Below are 16,221 nucleotides of genomic sequence, written 5' to 3'. Positions count from 1 at the left end.
TGCATGAAACGCATGATTCTCCCCGCCACGCTGTGGCTTTGTCTTGTATGGATAACGGCCGCCGGCGCCGCCCAGGCGCGCGAGCTGCCGGATTTTACCCAGCTGGTGAAGCAGGCGGCGCCGGCCGTGGTCAATATCTCAACGACGCGCGAAGTCGAGCAGCGCAGCCCGTCATTACCCCACGATTTCAACGGCCAGGATGTCCCCGAGATTTTCCGCCACTTTTTCGGTGACCGCTTCGGCGGGCGTTCTCCCTCGCCGCACGGCGGAGGGCCCGGCCAGGGGCCGTCACAGAAACGCCAGTCGCTGGGGTCGGGCTTTGTCATCAGCGAAGACGGCTACATCATGACCAACGCGCATGTGGTCCGCGATGCCGACAAGGTACAGGTGCGCTTTAACGATCGTCGGGAAATGACCGCCAAGATCATCGGCAGTGACTCGCAGACCGATATCGCTCTGATCAAGGTGGATGCCGAGGATCTGACCACGCTGGAAATGGGCGATTCCGACGAGCTGGAAGTCGGCAACTGGGTCGCGGCGATCGGCTCGCCCTTCGGTTTTGACCACTCGGTAACGTCGGGCATCATCAGCGCGATGAATCGTACCCTGCCGCAGGACGCCTACGTGCCTTTCATCCAGACCGACGTGGCCATCAACCCGGGTAACTCGGGCGGGCCGCTGTTTAACCTGGACGGCCAGGTCATCGGGATCAACTCCCAGATCTTTACCCGTAACGGCGGCTTCATGGGCCTGTCGTTCGCCATTCCCGTCAACGTGGCGATGGATGTGGCCGACCAGCTGCGCCAGGACGGCAAGGTCGATCGCGGCTGGCTGGGTGTGATGATCCAGCCCGTTTCCCGGGATCTGGCCGAATCCTTCGGCATGGACAAGCCCGGCGGGGCGCTGATTGCCGACCTGGACCCCGAAGGCCCGGCCGCCGCGGGTGGCCTCAAGGCCGGCGACGTGATTCTGGCCGTCAACGGGCAGGCGGTGAAGCGTTCGAGCACACTGCCTCGGCTGATTGGCCGCGTCGCACCGGATGAAGAGGTCACGCTTTCGCTGCTGCGCGACGGGGAGAAAACCCGCGAAACGGTAACGCTGGGCAGCTGGCCCGAGAGCGAAAAGGGAACGTCGCAACGCCGCGATGAATCGGCCAGCCAGGCGCGCCTGGGTGTGGCAGTCAGCGACGTTGACCCGGAGCAGCGCAAGCGGCTGGAGATCGACGGCGGCGTTCAGGTCCGCAGGGTCAAGCCCGGCAGCGTTGCGGCGAGCGCCGGGATAAAATCCGGCGATATTCTGGTCAGCGTGGATCACCAGGCGGTGATGTCGGCCGACGACCTGGTCAATATCGTCCAGCAGCTGCCCGACGACCGAGCCATCCCGCTGCGCCTGTACCGTGAGGGCCGCTCGCTGTTTGTGGCGCTGCGCATGCCGTAGTCCGCTGGCGATCCTGAAGATGCAAACCTCAAGGCCCGGCCATGGTGTCGGGCCTTGTTGTGCCCGAGTGCTGAGGCGTGTCGCAGCGGTCAGCGCGGATACGCCATAGCACGGTCCATCCGGGAACGGTACAATAGCCGCCATTCTTTACCCACGCTGCGCCGAGAGTCGCCTACAGCGTGACCCAATATCGGATTCTGGCACCTGATGAAAGACGAAAATAGAAGTATTATCAATAACATACGCAACTTTTCCATCATCGCGCACATCGACCACGGCAAGTCCACGCTGTCGGACCGCCTGATTCAGGTCTGCGGCGGGCTCACCGACCGCGAGCTGAAGGAGCAGGTGCTGGACTCCATGGATATCGAGCGCGAGCGCGGTATCACCATCAAGGCGCAGTCGGTCACGCTGGACTACAAGGCGGCTGACGGCGAAATCTACCAGCTCAACTTCATCGACACGCCCGGCCACGTGGACTTTTCCTACGAGGTGTCGCGTTCGCTGTATGCCTGCGAAGGCGCGCTGCTGGTGGTGGATGCCGCCCAGGGCGTGGAAGCCCAGTCGGTAGCCAACTGCTATACGGCGGTGGAAGAAGGGCTCGAAGTGCTGCCGGTGCTCAACAAGATTGACCTGCCCCAGGCCGATTCGGACAGCGTTTCCCAGGAGATCGAGGAAATTATCGGTATTGATGCCGCCGATGCCTGCCAGGTATCCGCCAAAAGCGGGCTGGGGGTTGATGCCCTGCTGGAGCGGCTGGTCCGCGACGTCCCGCCGCCCAAAGGGGAAAGCGACGCGCCGCTGAAAGCGCTGATCATCGATTCCTGGTTCGATAACTACCTGGGCGTGGTATCGCTGGTGCGGGTGTTTGATGGCATCCTGCGCAAGGGCGACAAGCTGCGGATTACCTCCACGGAAGGCGACTGGGTAGCCACCGAGGTTGGTATCTTCACCCCGCAGCGCAAGCAAACGGGCGTGCTGCATGCCGGCGAGGTCGGCTTTCTGGTTGCCGGTATCAAGGATATCCAGGGCGCGCCGGTGGGCGATACCATCACCCACACCAAAACCCCGGATACCCCCAGGCTGCCGGGTTTCCAGCAGATCAACCCCCAGGTCTACGCCGGCATGTTCCCGGTCAGCGCCGACGATTACGAAGGCTTCCGCGATGCGCTGGAAAAGCTCGCGCTCAACGACGCCTCGCTGGACTACGAGCCGGAAAATTCCGACGCCATGGGCTTCGGCTTTCGCGTGGGCTTTCTCGGCACCCTGCACATGGAGATCATCCAGGAGCGTCTGGAACGCGAATATAACCTGGATCTGCTGACCACCGCGCCGACGGTGGTCTACGAGCTGATGATGGAAAACGGCGAGTACAGCTACGTCTCCAACCCGTCCCGGCTGCCCGACTTCGCCGACGTGGCGGAAATGCGCGAGCCCATTGTCCGCGCCAGCATTCTGGTGCCCCAGGAGTTTGTGGGCAACGTGATCGCCGAGTGCGAGCAGCGTCGCGGCACCCAGCTCGACATGCTGTTTCTCGGCAACCAGATTCAGCTGACCTACGAGCTGCCCATGTCCGAGGTGGTCATGGACTTTTTCGACCGGCTCAAGTCGCTGTCCAAGGGTTACGCATCGCTGGAATACAATTTCGAGCGCTTCGAGGCCGCCAACCTGGTGCGTCTGGACGTGCTGATCAACGGCGACAAGGTTGATGCCCTGGCGGTCATCATTCATCGTGATCATGCGCATCCCCGGGGGCGCGCGCTGGTCGAAAAGATGAAAGAGCTGATTCCCCGGCAGATGTTCGACGTGGCCATCCAGGCGGCCATCGGCAGCCAGGTTGTGGCGCGCTCCACGGTCAAGGCGCTGCGCAAGAACGTCACGGCCAAGTGCTACGGCGGCGACATGTCGCGCAAGAAAAAGCTGCTGGAAAAGCAGAAAGCCGGTAAAAAGCGCATGAAGCAGGTTGGGCGCGTGGAGATTCCCCAGGACGCCTTTCTCGCCGTGCTCAAGGTCAACGACGACTAGGACACTGATTCCCCATGAACTTCTCATTACTTCTGGTGCTTGCCGTAGCGCTTTCCGGGCTGATTTACCTGCTGGATGCGGTGATCTGGCGGCCCGGGCGCCGGGCTCGCGCCGCCGAAGCGGAAAGCGAGGGCGACCTCTCGGCGGACGAGCGCGAAAAGCTCTACAAGGAGCCCTGGCCGGTCGACTATGCACGTTCGTTTTTTCCCGTGCTGCTGGTCGTGCTGATCGTGCGCAGCTTTATCGTCGAGCCGTTCCAGATTCCCTCGGGGTCCATGCGCCCGACGCTCAAGGTCGGCGATTTTATCCTGGTCAACAAGTACGCCTACGGCCTGCGGCTGCCGGTGCTCAATACCGAGGTGCTGGACGTGGGCGAGCCCGAGCGTGGCGATGTCATGGTGTTTCGCTACCCCGAAGAGCCGTCGGTCAACTTCATCAAGCGCGTGGTAGGGCTGCCCGGCGACCATATTCGCTACGAAGGCAAGCAGCTGTATATCAACGGCGAGGAAGTGACCAAGTCGCTGGAAGAAAAGGGCCCCGACGCCTCGCCGCGCCAGCTGCTGCTCGATGAAACCCTGGGCGACACCCACCATGCGCTGTACAACAATCCGCTGGACCCCGGCCCGCAGATGCGTGAAATCGAAGTCCCCGACGGCAAGTATTTCATGATGGGCGACAACCGCGATCACTCCAACGACAGCCGCTACTGGGGCTTTGTGCCGGAAGAGAACATCGTCGGTCGCGCTTTCGCCGTGTGGATGCACTGGGACGGCGGCTTGCCGAGCTTTACCAGCATCCGGCATATTCAGTAGTGGCCAGTAGTCAGTAGTGGTCAATAGTCAGTAGTGGTCAATGGTCAATAGTGGTCAATGGTCCATAGTGGTCAATGGTTAATAGTGGCCCGGAGCCGGCTGTTTTACCCTGTTATTTACCTTCACGCATCACCGTCCGTGACATGGGAGCCTCGTGAGTCATTCGCTCAAGACGTTTAGCCAACGCATCGGCTACGACTTCAACGATCCGTCGCTGCTGGAGCTCGCCATGACGCACCGCAGCTATGGCGGCCGCAACAACGAGCGTCTGGAGTTTCTGGGCGACTCGATTGTCAACTTCGTGATTGCCCAGGCGCTGTTCGAGCAATTTCCCCAGGCGCGGGAAGGCCAGCTTTCACGGCTACGGGCGCGGCTGGTCAAGGGCCAGACGCTGGCCGAGCTGGCTCGGGAGATGCGCTTTGGCGAATGCCTGCAGCTGGGGTCCGGCGAGATGAAAAGCGGCGGCCACCGGCGCGATTCGATCCTCGCCGACGCCGTTGAAGCGGTGATCGGCGCGATCTATCTGGATGCCGGCATGCCCGCGGTCAGCGAGCGTATTATCGCCTGGTTCAGCGAGCGGCTGGGGCGTATTTCGCTGCAGGATACCCAGAAAGACCCCAAGACCCGCCTGCAGGAGTTCCTGCAATCGCGCCAGTCGGCGCTGCCGCAGTACGAAGTGGTGCAGGTCAGAGGGGAAGCTCACGCCCAGACGTTTACCGTGGACTGCCACATCGAGCTGCTGGAAAAACACACCACCGGCAAGGGCTCAAGCCGCCGCTATGCCGAGCAGGAAGCCGCGGAAAAAGCCCTGAGCTACCTGGAAAAAAGCCGTGGAGATAACGCATGACCCGGACCTGTGGATTTGTCGCCATTGTCGGGCGCCCCAACGTCGGCAAGTCAACGCTGATGAACCGTATCCTGGGGCAGAAGGTCTCGATTACCTCGCGTCGCCCACAGACAACGCGCCACCAGGTCATGGGCATCAAGACCCTCGGCGATGCGCAGTTTGTCTACGTGGATACCCCCGGCATGCACATCATGTCGAAGGATCGCAACAAGGCCATCAACCGCTTCATGAACCAGGCCGCCGGCCAGGCGCTGCGCGACGTGGACTGCGTGGTGTTCATCATCGATCGCACCCGCTGGAGCGAGGAAGACCAGGCGGTGCTCAAGCGTCTGGAGCACGTCACCGCGCCGGTGGTGCTGGCGGTCAACAAGGTCGACCGCCTCAAGGACAAGAGCGAGCTGCTGCCCTGGCTGGAATCCGTGGGCGCGCGGCGCGACTTTGCTGCCGTTGTGCCGATCTCGGCGAAGCACGGCACCCAGGTGGACGCGCTGGAAAACGAAGTGGCCGGCCATCTGCCCGAGAGCGTGCATTATTTCCCCGATGATCAGATCACCGATAAAAGCCTGCGCTTCATGGCCGCGGAGCTGGTGCGCGAGAAGATCATGCGCCAGCTGGGCGATGAGCTGCCGTACCAGATGACCGTGGAGATCGAGGAGTTTCACGAAACCGACCGGGTCACGCACATCAGCGCGCTGATTCTGGTGGAGCGCCAGGGGCAGAAGGTCATTCTGATCGGCGATCGCGGCGAGCGCATCAAGAGCATCGGCCGCGAGGCGCGCCTGGACATGGAGCGTGTGCTCGACGGCAAGGTGATGCTCAACCTCTGGGTCAAGGTCAAACGCGGCTGGTCCGACGACAGCCGGGCGCTCAAGAGCCTTGGCTATAACCTCGAATAACCCCGGTGGCTGAGCGCATGTCGCCCGAACCGGCGTTTCTGCTCCACCGCCGGCCCTACCGGGAAACCAGCGCGCTGGTGGATCTGTTGACACTGAATCACGGCCGTATACGCGCCGTGGCCCGCGGCGTGCAGCGCCCCGGGGCCAAATCCCGTCAGCGCCTGCAGCCGTTTGCGCCGCTGTTTGTCACCTGGCAGGGCGAGCGCGAGCTCAAGCGGCTGATGCTGATGGAAACCCGCGGCTATGTGGCGCTGCTCGCCGGCGAGGGGCTACTTTGCGGGCTCTATGCCAACGAGATCGCCACCCGCCTGTTGCCGGTGGAAATGCCGGCAACCGATGTTTTTGCCTTCTATACGGCGCTGCTGGATGCTCTGACACTGCCGGCCGAACGGGCGCTGGCACTGCGGCGTTTTGAGTGGTCGCTGCTGGAAGCCCGGGGCGCCACGCCGCGTTTTGCCACCCCGGTCGGCGAGGCGCTGGACAGCCAGACGCGCTACCGTTTCGACGTTGCCAGCGGCGCCTTTGCCCCCGCCGACAACGGCATTGAAGGGCGCACGCTGCGTCAGGTGGCGCAGGGCGCCTGGCATCGCCCGGGGCTGGCCGGGGCCCTGAAGGCGACCATGCGTCAGGCGCTGGCCCCCCTGCTGGGGCACGCGGAGCTGCGTTCGCGCCGCCTGATGGAAGACCTGGTCCGGCGACGTCGCCCTTCATCCTGATGTCATCCTGCCCGGCGGCGGCCGGCCAGGTTTTTTGTCACGTTCCGGAGGCCCCATGCACCCCCCGCGTATTCTGTTAGGCGTCAATATCGACCACGTTGCCACCCTGCGCCAGGCGCGGGGCACGCGCTATCCCGATCCCGTTCAGGCCGCGCTGATCGCCGAAGAGGCAGGCGCCGACGGCATTACGGTCCACCTGCGCGAAGATCGCCGGCATATTCAGCCCCGGGATATCCACCTGCTGGCGGCAGTGCTCAACACGCGCATGAACCTGGAAATGGCCACGACCGCGGAGATGCTCGCGCTGGCCGAAGAGGTTCAGCCCGCTAACGTCTGCCTGGTGCCGGAAAAGCGCGATGAGCTGACAACCGAAGGCGGGCTGGACGTCGCCGGCGGCTTCGATGCCTGCCGGGCGGCGTGCGCGCGGCTGGCGCAGGCCGGCTGCGAGGTGTCGCTGTTCATCGATCCCGAGCCGGCGCAGATCGCCGCCGCCGCGCGCGCCGGCGCGCCCACCGTGGAGCTGCATACCGGCGCCTTTGCCAATGCCGCCGCGGGCAGTGAAGCGGCCAATGATGAGTATCGCCGGCTGACGCGCGCCGCGCAGAACGCCGCCGACCTTGGGCTGACCGTCAATGCCGGCCACGGGCTGCACTACCACAACGCCGAAGCGATTGCCGCGCTGCCCGGCCTTCACGAACTCAATATCGGCCACGCCATCATCGCCCGGGCGCTGTTTACGGGGCTGAAAGACGCCGTCAGCGACATGAAGCGGCTGATTATCGCCGGTCAGGAAGCCGGCCTGATGGCCGCGCTCGACGAGCACGACCACGATGACCATAGCCACCATGAGCACTGACCGGTGATTGTCGGTATCGGTTCGGACATTGCCCGTATCGCCCGCTTTGACGCCGCGATCCAGCGCCACGGTGAGCGGTTTGCCCGCCGTCTGCTGGGCGCCGACGAGCAGGCCCTGCTGCAGCGCCACGCCCACCCGGCGGCGTTTATCGCCAAGCGCTTCGCCGGCAAGGAGGCCTTCGTCAAGGCGCTGGGCACCGGCTTCCGCGAGGGGATAGAATGGCGCGATGTCCAGGTGCTGAACGATGCTCTGGGCAAGCCCGCGCTGCGCCTGGGCGGCCAGGCCGATGCGCGCGCGCGCGCCCTGGGCGTGGCCCACGCTCATGTCAGCCTGAGCGATGAAGCCGACTATGCGCTGGCCTTTGTCATCCTGGAACGTCAGGCCGCTGAACGCTCGGCCCCGACCCTGTAACTGCCCGTTATCGCGGCAAGAAGGAAGCCCTCATGGAATATCCGACTTTGGAAGACATCGTTGGCCACACCCCGCTGGTGCGCTTGCAGCGCATCAGCGCCGGACGCAACAACACCCTGCTGGCCAAACTGGAAGGCAACAACCCCGCCGGCTCGGTCAAGGACCGCCCGGCCATGACCATGCTCGCCGAGGCACAGGCGCGCGGCGATATCACCCCCGGCGATACGCTGATTGAAGCCACTTCGGGGAATACCGGCATTGCCCTGGCCATGGCCGCCGCAACCAAGGGCTACCGCATGGTGCTGGTCATGCCCGAAAGCGCTTCCCGGGAGCGCAAGCAGGCCATGGCCGCCTACGGCGCGACCCTGGTATCGGCGAGCCGCGAGGGCGGCATGGAAGAAGCCCGCGACATGGCCGACGCCATGATCGCCCGGGGCGAAGGCAAGCCGCTGGATCAGTTCGCCAACCCTGATAACCCCCTGGCGCACTACCGCACCACCGGCGCGGAAATCTGGCAGCAGACCGGCGGCAACATCACGCATTTTGTCAGCTCCATGGGCACCACCGGCACCATCATGGGGGTATCGCGCTATCTCAAGGAGCATCGCGCCGAGGTCGAGATCGTGGGCCTGCAGCCCGAGGATGGCGCCAGCATCGCCGGCATCCGCCGCTGGCCCGAGGCCTATCTGCCCGGGATTTTTGATGCCTCGCGGGTCGACACCCTGCTGGATATCGGCCAGGCCGAGGCCGAAGACAACATGCGCCGGCTGGCCCGGGAGGAGGGTATTCTCGCCGGCGTCTCGTCGGGCGGCAGCCTGGCGGGTGCGCTGCGCATCGCCGAGCAGGTCGAAAACGCCGTGATTGTCTTCATTGTTTGCGACCGCGGTGACCGCTACCTGTCCACCGGCCTTTACGCTCCGGAGGTCTAGGATGGCCATGCTGGGCAGGAAACGCCCGCCGCGCCGGGCATCGGGCGTCTCGGGTCTGTCGCGCCAGGCGGCGGAGACTCCACCGGCCAACGACAAGACCGCCGACGACAATAGCGTGCTGATCGAGCGGCTGGCGCATGACGGCCGCGGGGTAGGGCACCTGCCGTCGGGCAAGACGCTGTTTGTCGACCTGGCGCTGCCGGGCGAGCGCGTCGAGCCGGCCATTCACCGCACCCGCCAGCGTTTCGACGAGGCGCATGTTCGCCGGCGCCTGAATGCTGCCCCCGAGCGCACCGACCCGCCCTGCGCGTATTTCGGCCGCTGCGGCGGCTGCGATTTGCAGCACATGAGTCTCGCCGCCCAGCGCGAACACAAATGCAGCGTGGTGCGCGAGCTGTTCGCGCGGCAAGGGGTCGAGCTCCCGGAGGCCATGACCCTGCTTTACAGCGACGTCTCGACGTATCGTCGCCGAGCGCGGCTGAGCGTCAACGTCGACGGCCAGGGACGAGTGCTCACGGGCTTTCGCGCGGCGGGTAGCCACCGGATTGTTGATATTGAGCATTGCGAGGTGCTGGTGCCCGAGCTTCAGGCGCTGCTGGCACCGCTGCGCCGGGTTATCCAGTCGCTGGAGGCGCCGCGTCAGGTCGGCCATGTCGAACTGGTCGCCGCGCCCGATGCCTGCGCGATAACCGTGCGCCAGCTAAAACCCCACGCGGAGGATGCCCAGCGCTGGCTGGCGTTCGCCGACGAGCTGGCCGACCAGGCAAACCCGGTGGCTCTGGGACTGCTCCAGGGTCGCCATGAGCCGCAGCGGCAATGGCTGACGCTGGCGCCCGACCTCCGCGAAACCCTGACGCTACCGGGCAGGGCACCGCTGACGCTGGGATTTGCCCCGGGGGATTTTCTTCAGGCCCACGCCGGGGTCAACGCGCAGATGGTTGCCTGGGTGATGGATTGGCTGGCGCCGGAGCCCGGCCAGCGGCTGCTGGACCTGTTCGCCGGCATCGGCAATTTCAGCCTGCCGGCGGCGGCAGCGGGTGCCCGGGTGATGGCGGCGGAGGGCCATCCGGCCATGGTCGAACGGCTGGCCGCCAACGCCCGGCGTAACGATCTCGACGTAGCGGCTCGCCAGGCCGACCTCGACGCCGCGGAAGACGTGGAGGCCCTGCTCGCCGACGCCAGCCCCGACGTGCTGGTGCTGGACCCGCCGCGCGCCGGCGCCGACGCGGTATGCCGGGCGCTGGCGCAGGCGTCCGAGCGCCCCGCGCAGTTGGCCTTTATCTCCTGCGACCCGGCGACCCTTGCGCGCGATCTGGCGCGTCTGATAGAGGGCGGCTACCGCATCAGGCACGTAGCCGTTGCCGACATGTTTATGCACACTGCCCATCTGGAAACCCTGATAGGGTTGCAGGATACCCGCAAGACGGGCGGCGACTGCTGAAGGGATGAACAAACGACATGGTCAAAGTGCGTGACGACCAGCCGCTGATGCCGGACGGCACGGTCGACATACCCCGGTGGCTGACGCGCCTGCAGGACGACGTTCAGCTGGCCGACCCCGAGCGCCTGCTGGCGGCCTGCCGGCTGGCCCAACAGCTGGAAATGGAAACCCCGTATGCCCATCGCGGCTGGCTGACGCCGATTTCGAGCTTCCGCATGGGGCTGGAAATGGCCGATATTCTCGGCGAGCTCAAGCTCGATCAGCCGGCGCTCGAAGCGGCGGTGCTGTACCGCGCCGTGCGCGAAAACCTGCTGACGCCGGACGCCGTCAGCCAACGCTTTGGCGCCGAAGTGGCGGGGCTGATCGACGGCGTGCGGCAGATGGCGGCCATCAACCATCCGCACTCGCCGCATCACGGCATGACCCAGCACAACCAGCAGGACAACCTGCGCAAGATGCTGGTCAACATGGTCGACGACGTGCGCGTGGCGCTGATCAAGATCGCCGAGCGTACCTGCGCTCTGCGTCAGGTGCGCTACGCGCCGTTGGACAAATGCCAGGAGGTCGCCCGGGAGGTGTCGGATATCTATGCCCCGCTGGCTCATCGGCTGGGCATCGGCCACGTCAAGTGGGAGCTGGAAGACCTGGCGTTTCGCTATCAGCACCCCGAGGACTACAAGGCCATTGCCCGGCAGCTGGCGGAAAAGCGTCTGGACCGCACGCGCTATATCGACGACGTGGTCGAGACCCTCAAGAGGCTGATGGAAGCGCGCCACATTCACGATCACGACGTCAGCGGCCGTGCCAAGCATATCTATTCCATCTGGCGCAAAATGAAGCGCAAGGGCGTGGATTTCTCTCAGGTCAACGATATCCGCGCGGTGCGCATTCTGGTGCCCGATATGGCCGACTGCTACACCGTGCTGGGCATTGTCCATTCGCGCTGGCATCACGTCCCCGACGAGTTTGACGACTACATCGCCAACCCCAAGAAAAACGGCTATCAGTCGCTGCACACCGCGGTGCTGGGGCCGGAAAACAAGGTGCTGGAAATCCAGATTCGCACCTTTGCCATGCACGACGAGGCCGAGTTGGGCGTCTGCGCCCACTGGCGTTACAAGGGCCACGATGCCGGCAATAAAAGCCGTGGCTATGAAGAAAAGATTGCCTGGCTGCGCCACGTTCTCGAATGGCAGGACGAAGTCGGCGAGTTCAGCGACCTGCGCGAAGGGCTGGCAAGCGACGTCGCTACGGACCGCATTTACGTCTTCACCCCCGAAGGCCATGTCATCGACCTGCCGGGCGTCTCCACGCCGATCGATTTTGCCTACCGGGTTCACACCGAAGTTGGCCACCGCTGCCGGGGCGCCAAGGTCGACGGGCGCATCGTGCCGCTGACCTATACGCTCAAGACCGGCCAGCAGGTGGAAATCCTCACCGCCAGCAAGGGCGGTCCCAGCCGTGACTGGCTGAACCCCGGCCTGGGCTATGTGCGTACCTCCCGGGCGCGGGCCAAAATTCAGGCCTGGTTCAAGTATCAGGATCGGGACCGCCACCTCGAAGACGGCCGCGCGCTGTTCGACCGTGAAATGCAGCGTCTGGCCGTGGACGGGCTGGATCTGGACCGGCTGGCCAAAGCCGTTAACCACATCAGCCCCGACGACATGTACGCCGCCCTGGGCGCCGGCGATCTGCGTATTGGCCATGTGCTCAACCAGGCGCAGCAGCTGTTCGGCGAGCATGACGACGAGGAAAAGCTCAACCGCCTGCTGGCCAAGCCGCGGCGCCAACCCAGCCAGCACGCCAAAAGCGATATTACCGTGCTCGGGGTGGGCAACCTGAAAACCGCGATGGCCAACTGCTGCCGGCCGGTGCCAGGCGAGCCCATCGCCGGCTTTATTACCCAGGGGCGCGGGGTCACCATTCACCGCCAGGACTGCGCCAACCTGCTGCAGCTACGCGCCGAGGAGCCCCAACGCATTATCGAGGCCGAGTGGGGCGAGCGCGAGCAAACCCGCTATCCGGTAACGGTGGAAATACAGGCCTGGGACCGCTCCGGCCTGCTGGGAGACGTAACCGGTCTGCTGGGCCGCGAGAAGGTCAACGTCCTGGCCGTGAATACCCACACCGACGCCGATGCGGGCACCGCCCGGCTGCGTATTACCCTGGAGGTGGACGGGCTGGAAACTCTGGGCCGTCTGTTCTCGCGTATTCAGCAGCAGCCCAACGTGATTGAAGTGCGCCGGCTGCGCAACGCCGCGCCCACCGGCGTCGAGCGTTCGACAACCCGAGCCGGGCGCAAAGGAGGGAATTGATGCGCTATACGCTGGACGACCTGCTGACCCTGATGGCCGTGCTCCGCGACCCCGACCAGGGCTGCCCCTGGGATATCCGCCAGGACTGGGACAGCATTGTGCCGCACACCCTGGAGGAGACCTACGAGGTTGCCGATGCCATCGAGCGCCGCGCCTTTGACGAGCTGCCCGGCGAGCTCGGCGACCTGCTGTTCCAGGTGGTGTACTATGCCCGCTTCGGCGAGGAGGAAGGGCGCTTCGACTTTAACGACGTGGTGCATACGCTGACCGCCAAGATGCTCCGGCGTCATCCGCACGTCTTTCCCGACGGCACCCTGGCGTCGCGTCGCCCGCCGGGGGTCGACCCGGACGCGCTGGAGCAGCGCCACATCAAGCATAACTGGGAGTCGCTCAAGGCCCGCGAACGCGATCAGCGCACTCGCTCTTCGGCCTCGGTGCTCGACGATATACCGCTCACGCTGCCGGCGTTATCCCGGGCGGCCAAGCTGGGCAAGCGCGCCGCCGGTGCCGGCCTGGACGCGCCCGATACCCGCGCGGCGCTGGAGCGCATTCGCGGAGAGCTGGACGACCTGGAGCAGACGCTGGACGCGGGCAGCGAGCCCGGCACCGAGCAGCGCGTCGGCAACCTGCTGTTTGCCGTGACCGGCCTGGCGCGCCGGCTCAATGCCGACCCCGAGCAGTGCCTGCGCGGCGCCAGCGGTCGTTTTGAGTCGCGGTTTCGCCGTCTCGAGCACGCCCTGGCAGAGCAGGGCCTGAGGCCGTCGCAGGTCTCGCTGGACGAGCTGCAACATCATTGGCACATTGCCGGGATGGAAGACACCACTTGACCGCCCGGCTGAACCGGTTCGCGTTCCCTGCAAGGAGACCAGGACATGAGTCACGACCTGCACGAATCACTGCGCGATAACGTACGCATTCTGGGGGACAGCCTTGGCCACACCATTGCCGACGACCTCGGCCAGGCGTTTGTCGACAGGATTGAAACCATCCGTTCCTACGCCAAGCAGGGGCGCCGCCAGGACACGCTGGAACAGCGCGAGCTGATAGACTACCTGCGCAACCTGCCCGATGAAGACCTGCTGCCCGTTACCCGGGCGTTCAACCAGTTTCTCAACCTCGCCAACATCGCCGAACAGCACTACCGCGCCCGGTTTCGCCACGTTGAAGACTACAAGCCGGGCAGCCAGCCCACGCTGGGCAAGTTGCTGGAAAGCGCCCGGCAGTCGGGCAGCTCGCCGCGCGAGCTGGTGCAGACCCTCGCCGACATGCGCGTGGAGCTGGTGCTGACCGCGCACCCCACGGAAATCATTCGTCGTACCCTGATCCAGAAGTACGACGCCATCGACGACTGCCTCTCGGATATCGAAGGCGCCGAAGACGCCCCCGAACGCGCGGCACGCGCCCGCGGACGCCTGGCCGAGCTGATCAGCCAGGCCTGGCACACCGATGAAATTCGTCACGAGCGCCCGACGCCGGTGGACGAAGCCAAGTGGGGCTTTGCGGTGATCGAGAACTCCCTGTGGCAGGCGGTGCCCGATTTTCACCGCGACCTGGACAACCTGCTGCTCGACACCGCCGGCGAGCGTTTGCCGCTGGACGCCGCCCCCATTCGCTACGCCTCCTGGATGGGTGGCGACCGCGACGGCAACCCCAACGTGACGGCCAGCGTCACCCGGGAAGTGCTGCTGCTGGGGCGCTGGATGGCCGCCGACCTGTACCTGCGCGACCTGGAGCAGCTGAAAAACGAGCTCTCCATGTGGCAGGCCAACAGCGCGCTCAAGGCCGAAGTGGGCGACGTGCCCGAGCCCTATCGTGAGCTGCTGCGGCGCCTGGTCACCCGCATGCAGGCGACCCGGGACTGGGCCGAGGCGCGGCTGAACGGCCGCAGCTTTGACGGCGGCCCGGTGATTGAAACCCGCGAACAGCTGTACGCGCCGCTGCTGTCCTGCTACCGCTCGCTGTGCGACTCGGGGCTGGACGCCATTGCCAACGGTGCGCTGCTGGACACCCTGCGCCGGGTCGCGGTATTCGGCGTGACGCTGACCAAGCTCGACCTGCGCCAGGAAGCCGGCCGCCATGAGCAGGTAATGGAAGACATTACCGGCGAGCTCGGGCTGGGCCACTACCAGCGCTGGAACGAAGCCGAGCGCCAGACTTTTCTGCTCGACGAGCTCAAGTCCAACCGGCCGCTGATTCCGCTGCGCTGGCAGTGTTCGGCGGAAACCCGGGAAGTGCTGGAAACCTTTCGGGTAGTCGCCGAGGAACACCCCGAGGCGCTGGGCAGCTACGTGATTTCCATGGCCGCCGAACCGTCGGACGTGCTCACCGTGGCGCTGCTGATGCAGGAGGTCGGCGGCCGGGTATCCCTGCCCATCGCGCCGCTGTTTGAAACCCTCAACGATCTCGACGGCGCCGGCGAAGTCATCGACCGGCTGCTGTCGTTACCCGAGTACCGCGAGCTGATGCCCGGCCGCCAGGAAGTCATGATCGGCTATTCGGATTCGGCCAAGGACGCCGGCCAGCTGGCGGCCGCCTGGGCGCAGTACCGCGCTCAGGAAACCCTGGTCGACGTCTGCCGCGACCACGGCGTCAAGCTCACGCTGTTCCACGGTCGCGGCGGGGCCGTGGGCCGCGGCGGCGGGCCGGCCCACGCGGCGATTCTGTCCCAGCCGCCGGGCTCGGTGAACGGCAGCCTGCGGGTGACCGAACAGGGCGAGATGATTCGCTTCAAGTTCGGCCAGCCGGATATCGCCCTGCGCTCGATGGAGATTTACACCTGCGCGGTGCTGGAAGCGACCCTGATGCCGCCGCCGGTGCCCGAACCCCACTGGCGCGAGGAGATGGACCAGCTGGCGTCGGCCTCCCACGAGGTGTACGTCAACGTGGTGCGCGACGATCCGGAATTCGTGCCGTATTTCCGCGCGGTCACCCCGGAAAGCGTACTCGGCCGGCTGCCGCTGGGCTCTCGGCCCACCAAGCGGCGCCAGGACGGCGGCGTGGAAACCCTGCGGGCGATACCCTGGATTTTTGCCTGGACCCAGACCCGGCTGATGCTGCCGGCCTGGCTGGGCAGCGAGCAGGCGTTCAGCGGGCGCCTGGCGCAGCCCGGCGGGCCCGAAGTGCTCAAGGAAATGCGCGACCACTGGCCGTTTTTCGGCACCTATCTGGATATGCTGGAAATGCTGCTGGCCAAGGCCGATATCGGCATCGCTGCCTACTACGAGCACCGGCTGGTGGACGAGCCGGCGCTCAAGGCGCTGGGCAAAAAGCTCCGCGAACGCTTTGAGCGGCTCGAAAGCAGCGTGCTGACGCTGCTCGAACACGACGACCTGCTGGAAAACACGCCGCTGATTCATCAGGCTATCGAAGTGCGCAACCCCTATATCGATCCGCTTCACGGCCTCCAGGCCGAGCTGTTGCAGCGCAACCGCGACGCGGACGGCGCCATCAGCGCAGATCTGTCCCGGGCGCTGATGGTCACCATGGCGGGGATTTCCGCCGGCCTGCGCAATACCGGCTGATACCGCACGGCGCCC

At 65.2% G+C, this 16,221-nt stretch carries 13 protein-coding genes; all 13 read left to right on the top strand.

All coding sequences use genetic code 11. The features are described from left to right. Positions 1-3: 3 nt before the first annotated feature. Positions 4-1,437 (top strand): DegQ family serine endoprotease, encoded by a 1,434-nt coding sequence (locus tag C793_RS0108695; protein ID WP_017430550.1) that lies wholly within the window; start codon positions 4-6, stop codon positions 1,435-1,437. 207 nt (positions 1,438-1,644) lie between these two features. After that, entirely contained in the window at positions 1,645-3,462 is a 1,818-nt protein-coding gene (gene lepA / locus C793_RS0108690) for a translation elongation factor 4 (protein WP_017430549.1), read from the top strand. A 14-nt stretch (positions 3,463-3,476) separates the two neighbouring features. Next, complete coding sequence (gene lepB, locus C793_RS0108685; protein ID WP_017430548.1) at positions 3,477-4,274, top strand: signal peptidase I; 798 nt, start codon at positions 3,477-3,479, stop codon at positions 4,272-4,274. A 154-nt stretch (positions 4,275-4,428) separates the two neighbouring features. Then, positions 4,429-5,121: a ribonuclease III gene (rnc, locus tag C793_RS0108680; RefSeq protein WP_017430547.1), complete on the top strand. Its 693-nt coding sequence runs from the start codon at positions 4,429-4,431 to the stop codon at positions 5,119-5,121. Continuing rightward, entirely contained in the window at positions 5,118-6,017 is a 900-nt protein-coding gene (gene era, locus C793_RS0108675; RefSeq protein ID WP_017430546.1) for a GTPase Era, read from the top strand. Before rnc ends, era begins: the two co-directional genes overlap by 4 nt. 17 nt (positions 6,018-6,034) lie before the next feature. After that, positions 6,035-6,733 carry a DNA repair protein RecO gene (gene recO / locus C793_RS0108670; RefSeq protein ID WP_017430545.1) on the top strand — a complete coding sequence of 233 codons (699 nt, stop codon included), beginning with the start codon at positions 6,035-6,037 and terminating at the stop codon, positions 6,731-6,733. A gap of 55 nt (positions 6,734-6,788) precedes the next feature. Beyond that, positions 6,789-7,589 (top strand): pyridoxine 5'-phosphate synthase, encoded by an 801-nt coding sequence (gene pdxJ, locus C793_RS0108665; RefSeq protein ID WP_017430544.1) that lies wholly within the window; start codon positions 6,789-6,791, stop codon positions 7,587-7,589. A 3-nt stretch (positions 7,590-7,592) separates the two neighbouring features. Further along, positions 7,593-8,000: a holo-ACP synthase gene (gene acpS, locus C793_RS0108660; RefSeq protein WP_017430543.1), complete on the top strand. Its 408-nt coding sequence runs from the start codon at positions 7,593-7,595 to the stop codon at positions 7,998-8,000. A gap of 32 nt (positions 8,001-8,032) precedes the next feature. Then, positions 8,033-8,929 (top strand): cysteine synthase CysM, encoded by an 897-nt coding sequence (cysM, locus tag C793_RS0108655; protein ID WP_017430542.1) that lies wholly within the window; start codon positions 8,033-8,035, stop codon positions 8,927-8,929. 1 nt (position 8,930) lies between these two features. Beyond that, positions 8,931-10,370, top strand: a complete 1,440-nt coding sequence (locus C793_RS0108650) for a TRAM domain-containing protein (protein WP_017430541.1) — start codon at positions 8,931-8,933, stop codon at positions 10,368-10,370. Positions 10,371-10,387: 17 nt separating this feature from the next. Continuing rightward, positions 10,388-12,685: a GTP diphosphokinase gene (gene relA, locus C793_RS0108645; protein ID WP_017430540.1), complete on the top strand. Its 2,298-nt coding sequence runs from the start codon at positions 10,388-10,390 to the stop codon at positions 12,683-12,685. Further along, positions 12,685-13,512 (top strand): nucleoside triphosphate pyrophosphohydrolase, encoded by an 828-nt coding sequence (gene mazG, locus C793_RS0108640; protein WP_017430539.1) that lies wholly within the window; start codon positions 12,685-12,687, stop codon positions 13,510-13,512. Before relA ends, mazG begins: the two co-directional genes overlap by 1 nt. Before the next feature lie 45 nt (positions 13,513-13,557). Then, positions 13,558-16,206, top strand: a complete 2,649-nt coding sequence (gene ppc, locus C793_RS0108635; protein WP_017430538.1) for a phosphoenolpyruvate carboxylase — start codon at positions 13,558-13,560, stop codon at positions 16,204-16,206. The last annotated feature ends 15 nt before the right edge of the window (positions 16,207-16,221 follow it).

It is taken from the genome of Vreelandella jeotgali Hwa (genome assembly GCF_000334215.1).
In the GTDB taxonomy this organism is placed as follows: domain Bacteria; phylum Pseudomonadota; class Gammaproteobacteria; order Pseudomonadales; family Halomonadaceae; genus Vreelandella; species Vreelandella jeotgali.
The sequence above is the reverse complement of the archived record's forward strand: the minus strand, read 5'-3'. Positions and strand labels throughout refer to the sequence as shown.

What these genes read in the sequence shown, in the direction of transcription:
- lepA (WP_017430549.1), top strand. Translation starts at nt 1,645, where the DNA reads ATGAAAGACGAAAATAGAAGTATTATCAATAACATACGCAACTTTTCC.
- C793_RS0108650 (WP_017430541.1), top strand. Translation starts at nt 8,931, where the DNA reads ATGGCCATGCTGGGCAGGAAACGCCCGCCGCGCCGGGCATCGGGCGTC.
- recO (WP_017430545.1), top strand. Translation starts at nt 6,035, where the DNA reads ATGTCGCCCGAACCGGCGTTTCTGCTCCACCGCCGGCCCTACCGGGAA.
- relA (WP_017430540.1), top strand. Translation starts at nt 10,388, where the DNA reads ATGGTCAAAGTGCGTGACGACCAGCCGCTGATGCCGGACGGCACGGTC.
- cysM (WP_017430542.1), top strand. Translation starts at nt 8,033, where the DNA reads ATGGAATATCCGACTTTGGAAGACATCGTTGGCCACACCCCGCTGGTG.
- pdxJ (WP_017430544.1), top strand. Translation starts at nt 6,789, where the DNA reads ATGCACCCCCCGCGTATTCTGTTAGGCGTCAATATCGACCACGTTGCC.
- ppc (WP_017430538.1), top strand. Translation starts at nt 13,558, where the DNA reads ATGAGTCACGACCTGCACGAATCACTGCGCGATAACGTACGCATTCTG.
- era (WP_017430546.1), top strand. Translation starts at nt 5,118, where the DNA reads ATGACCCGGACCTGTGGATTTGTCGCCATTGTCGGGCGCCCCAACGTC.
- lepB (WP_017430548.1), top strand. Translation starts at nt 3,477, where the DNA reads ATGAACTTCTCATTACTTCTGGTGCTTGCCGTAGCGCTTTCCGGGCTG.
- mazG (WP_017430539.1), top strand. Translation starts at nt 12,685, where the DNA reads ATGCGCTATACGCTGGACGACCTGCTGACCCTGATGGCCGTGCTCCGC.
- C793_RS0108695 (WP_017430550.1), top strand. Translation starts at nt 4, where the DNA reads ATGAAACGCATGATTCTCCCCGCCACGCTGTGGCTTTGTCTTGTATGG.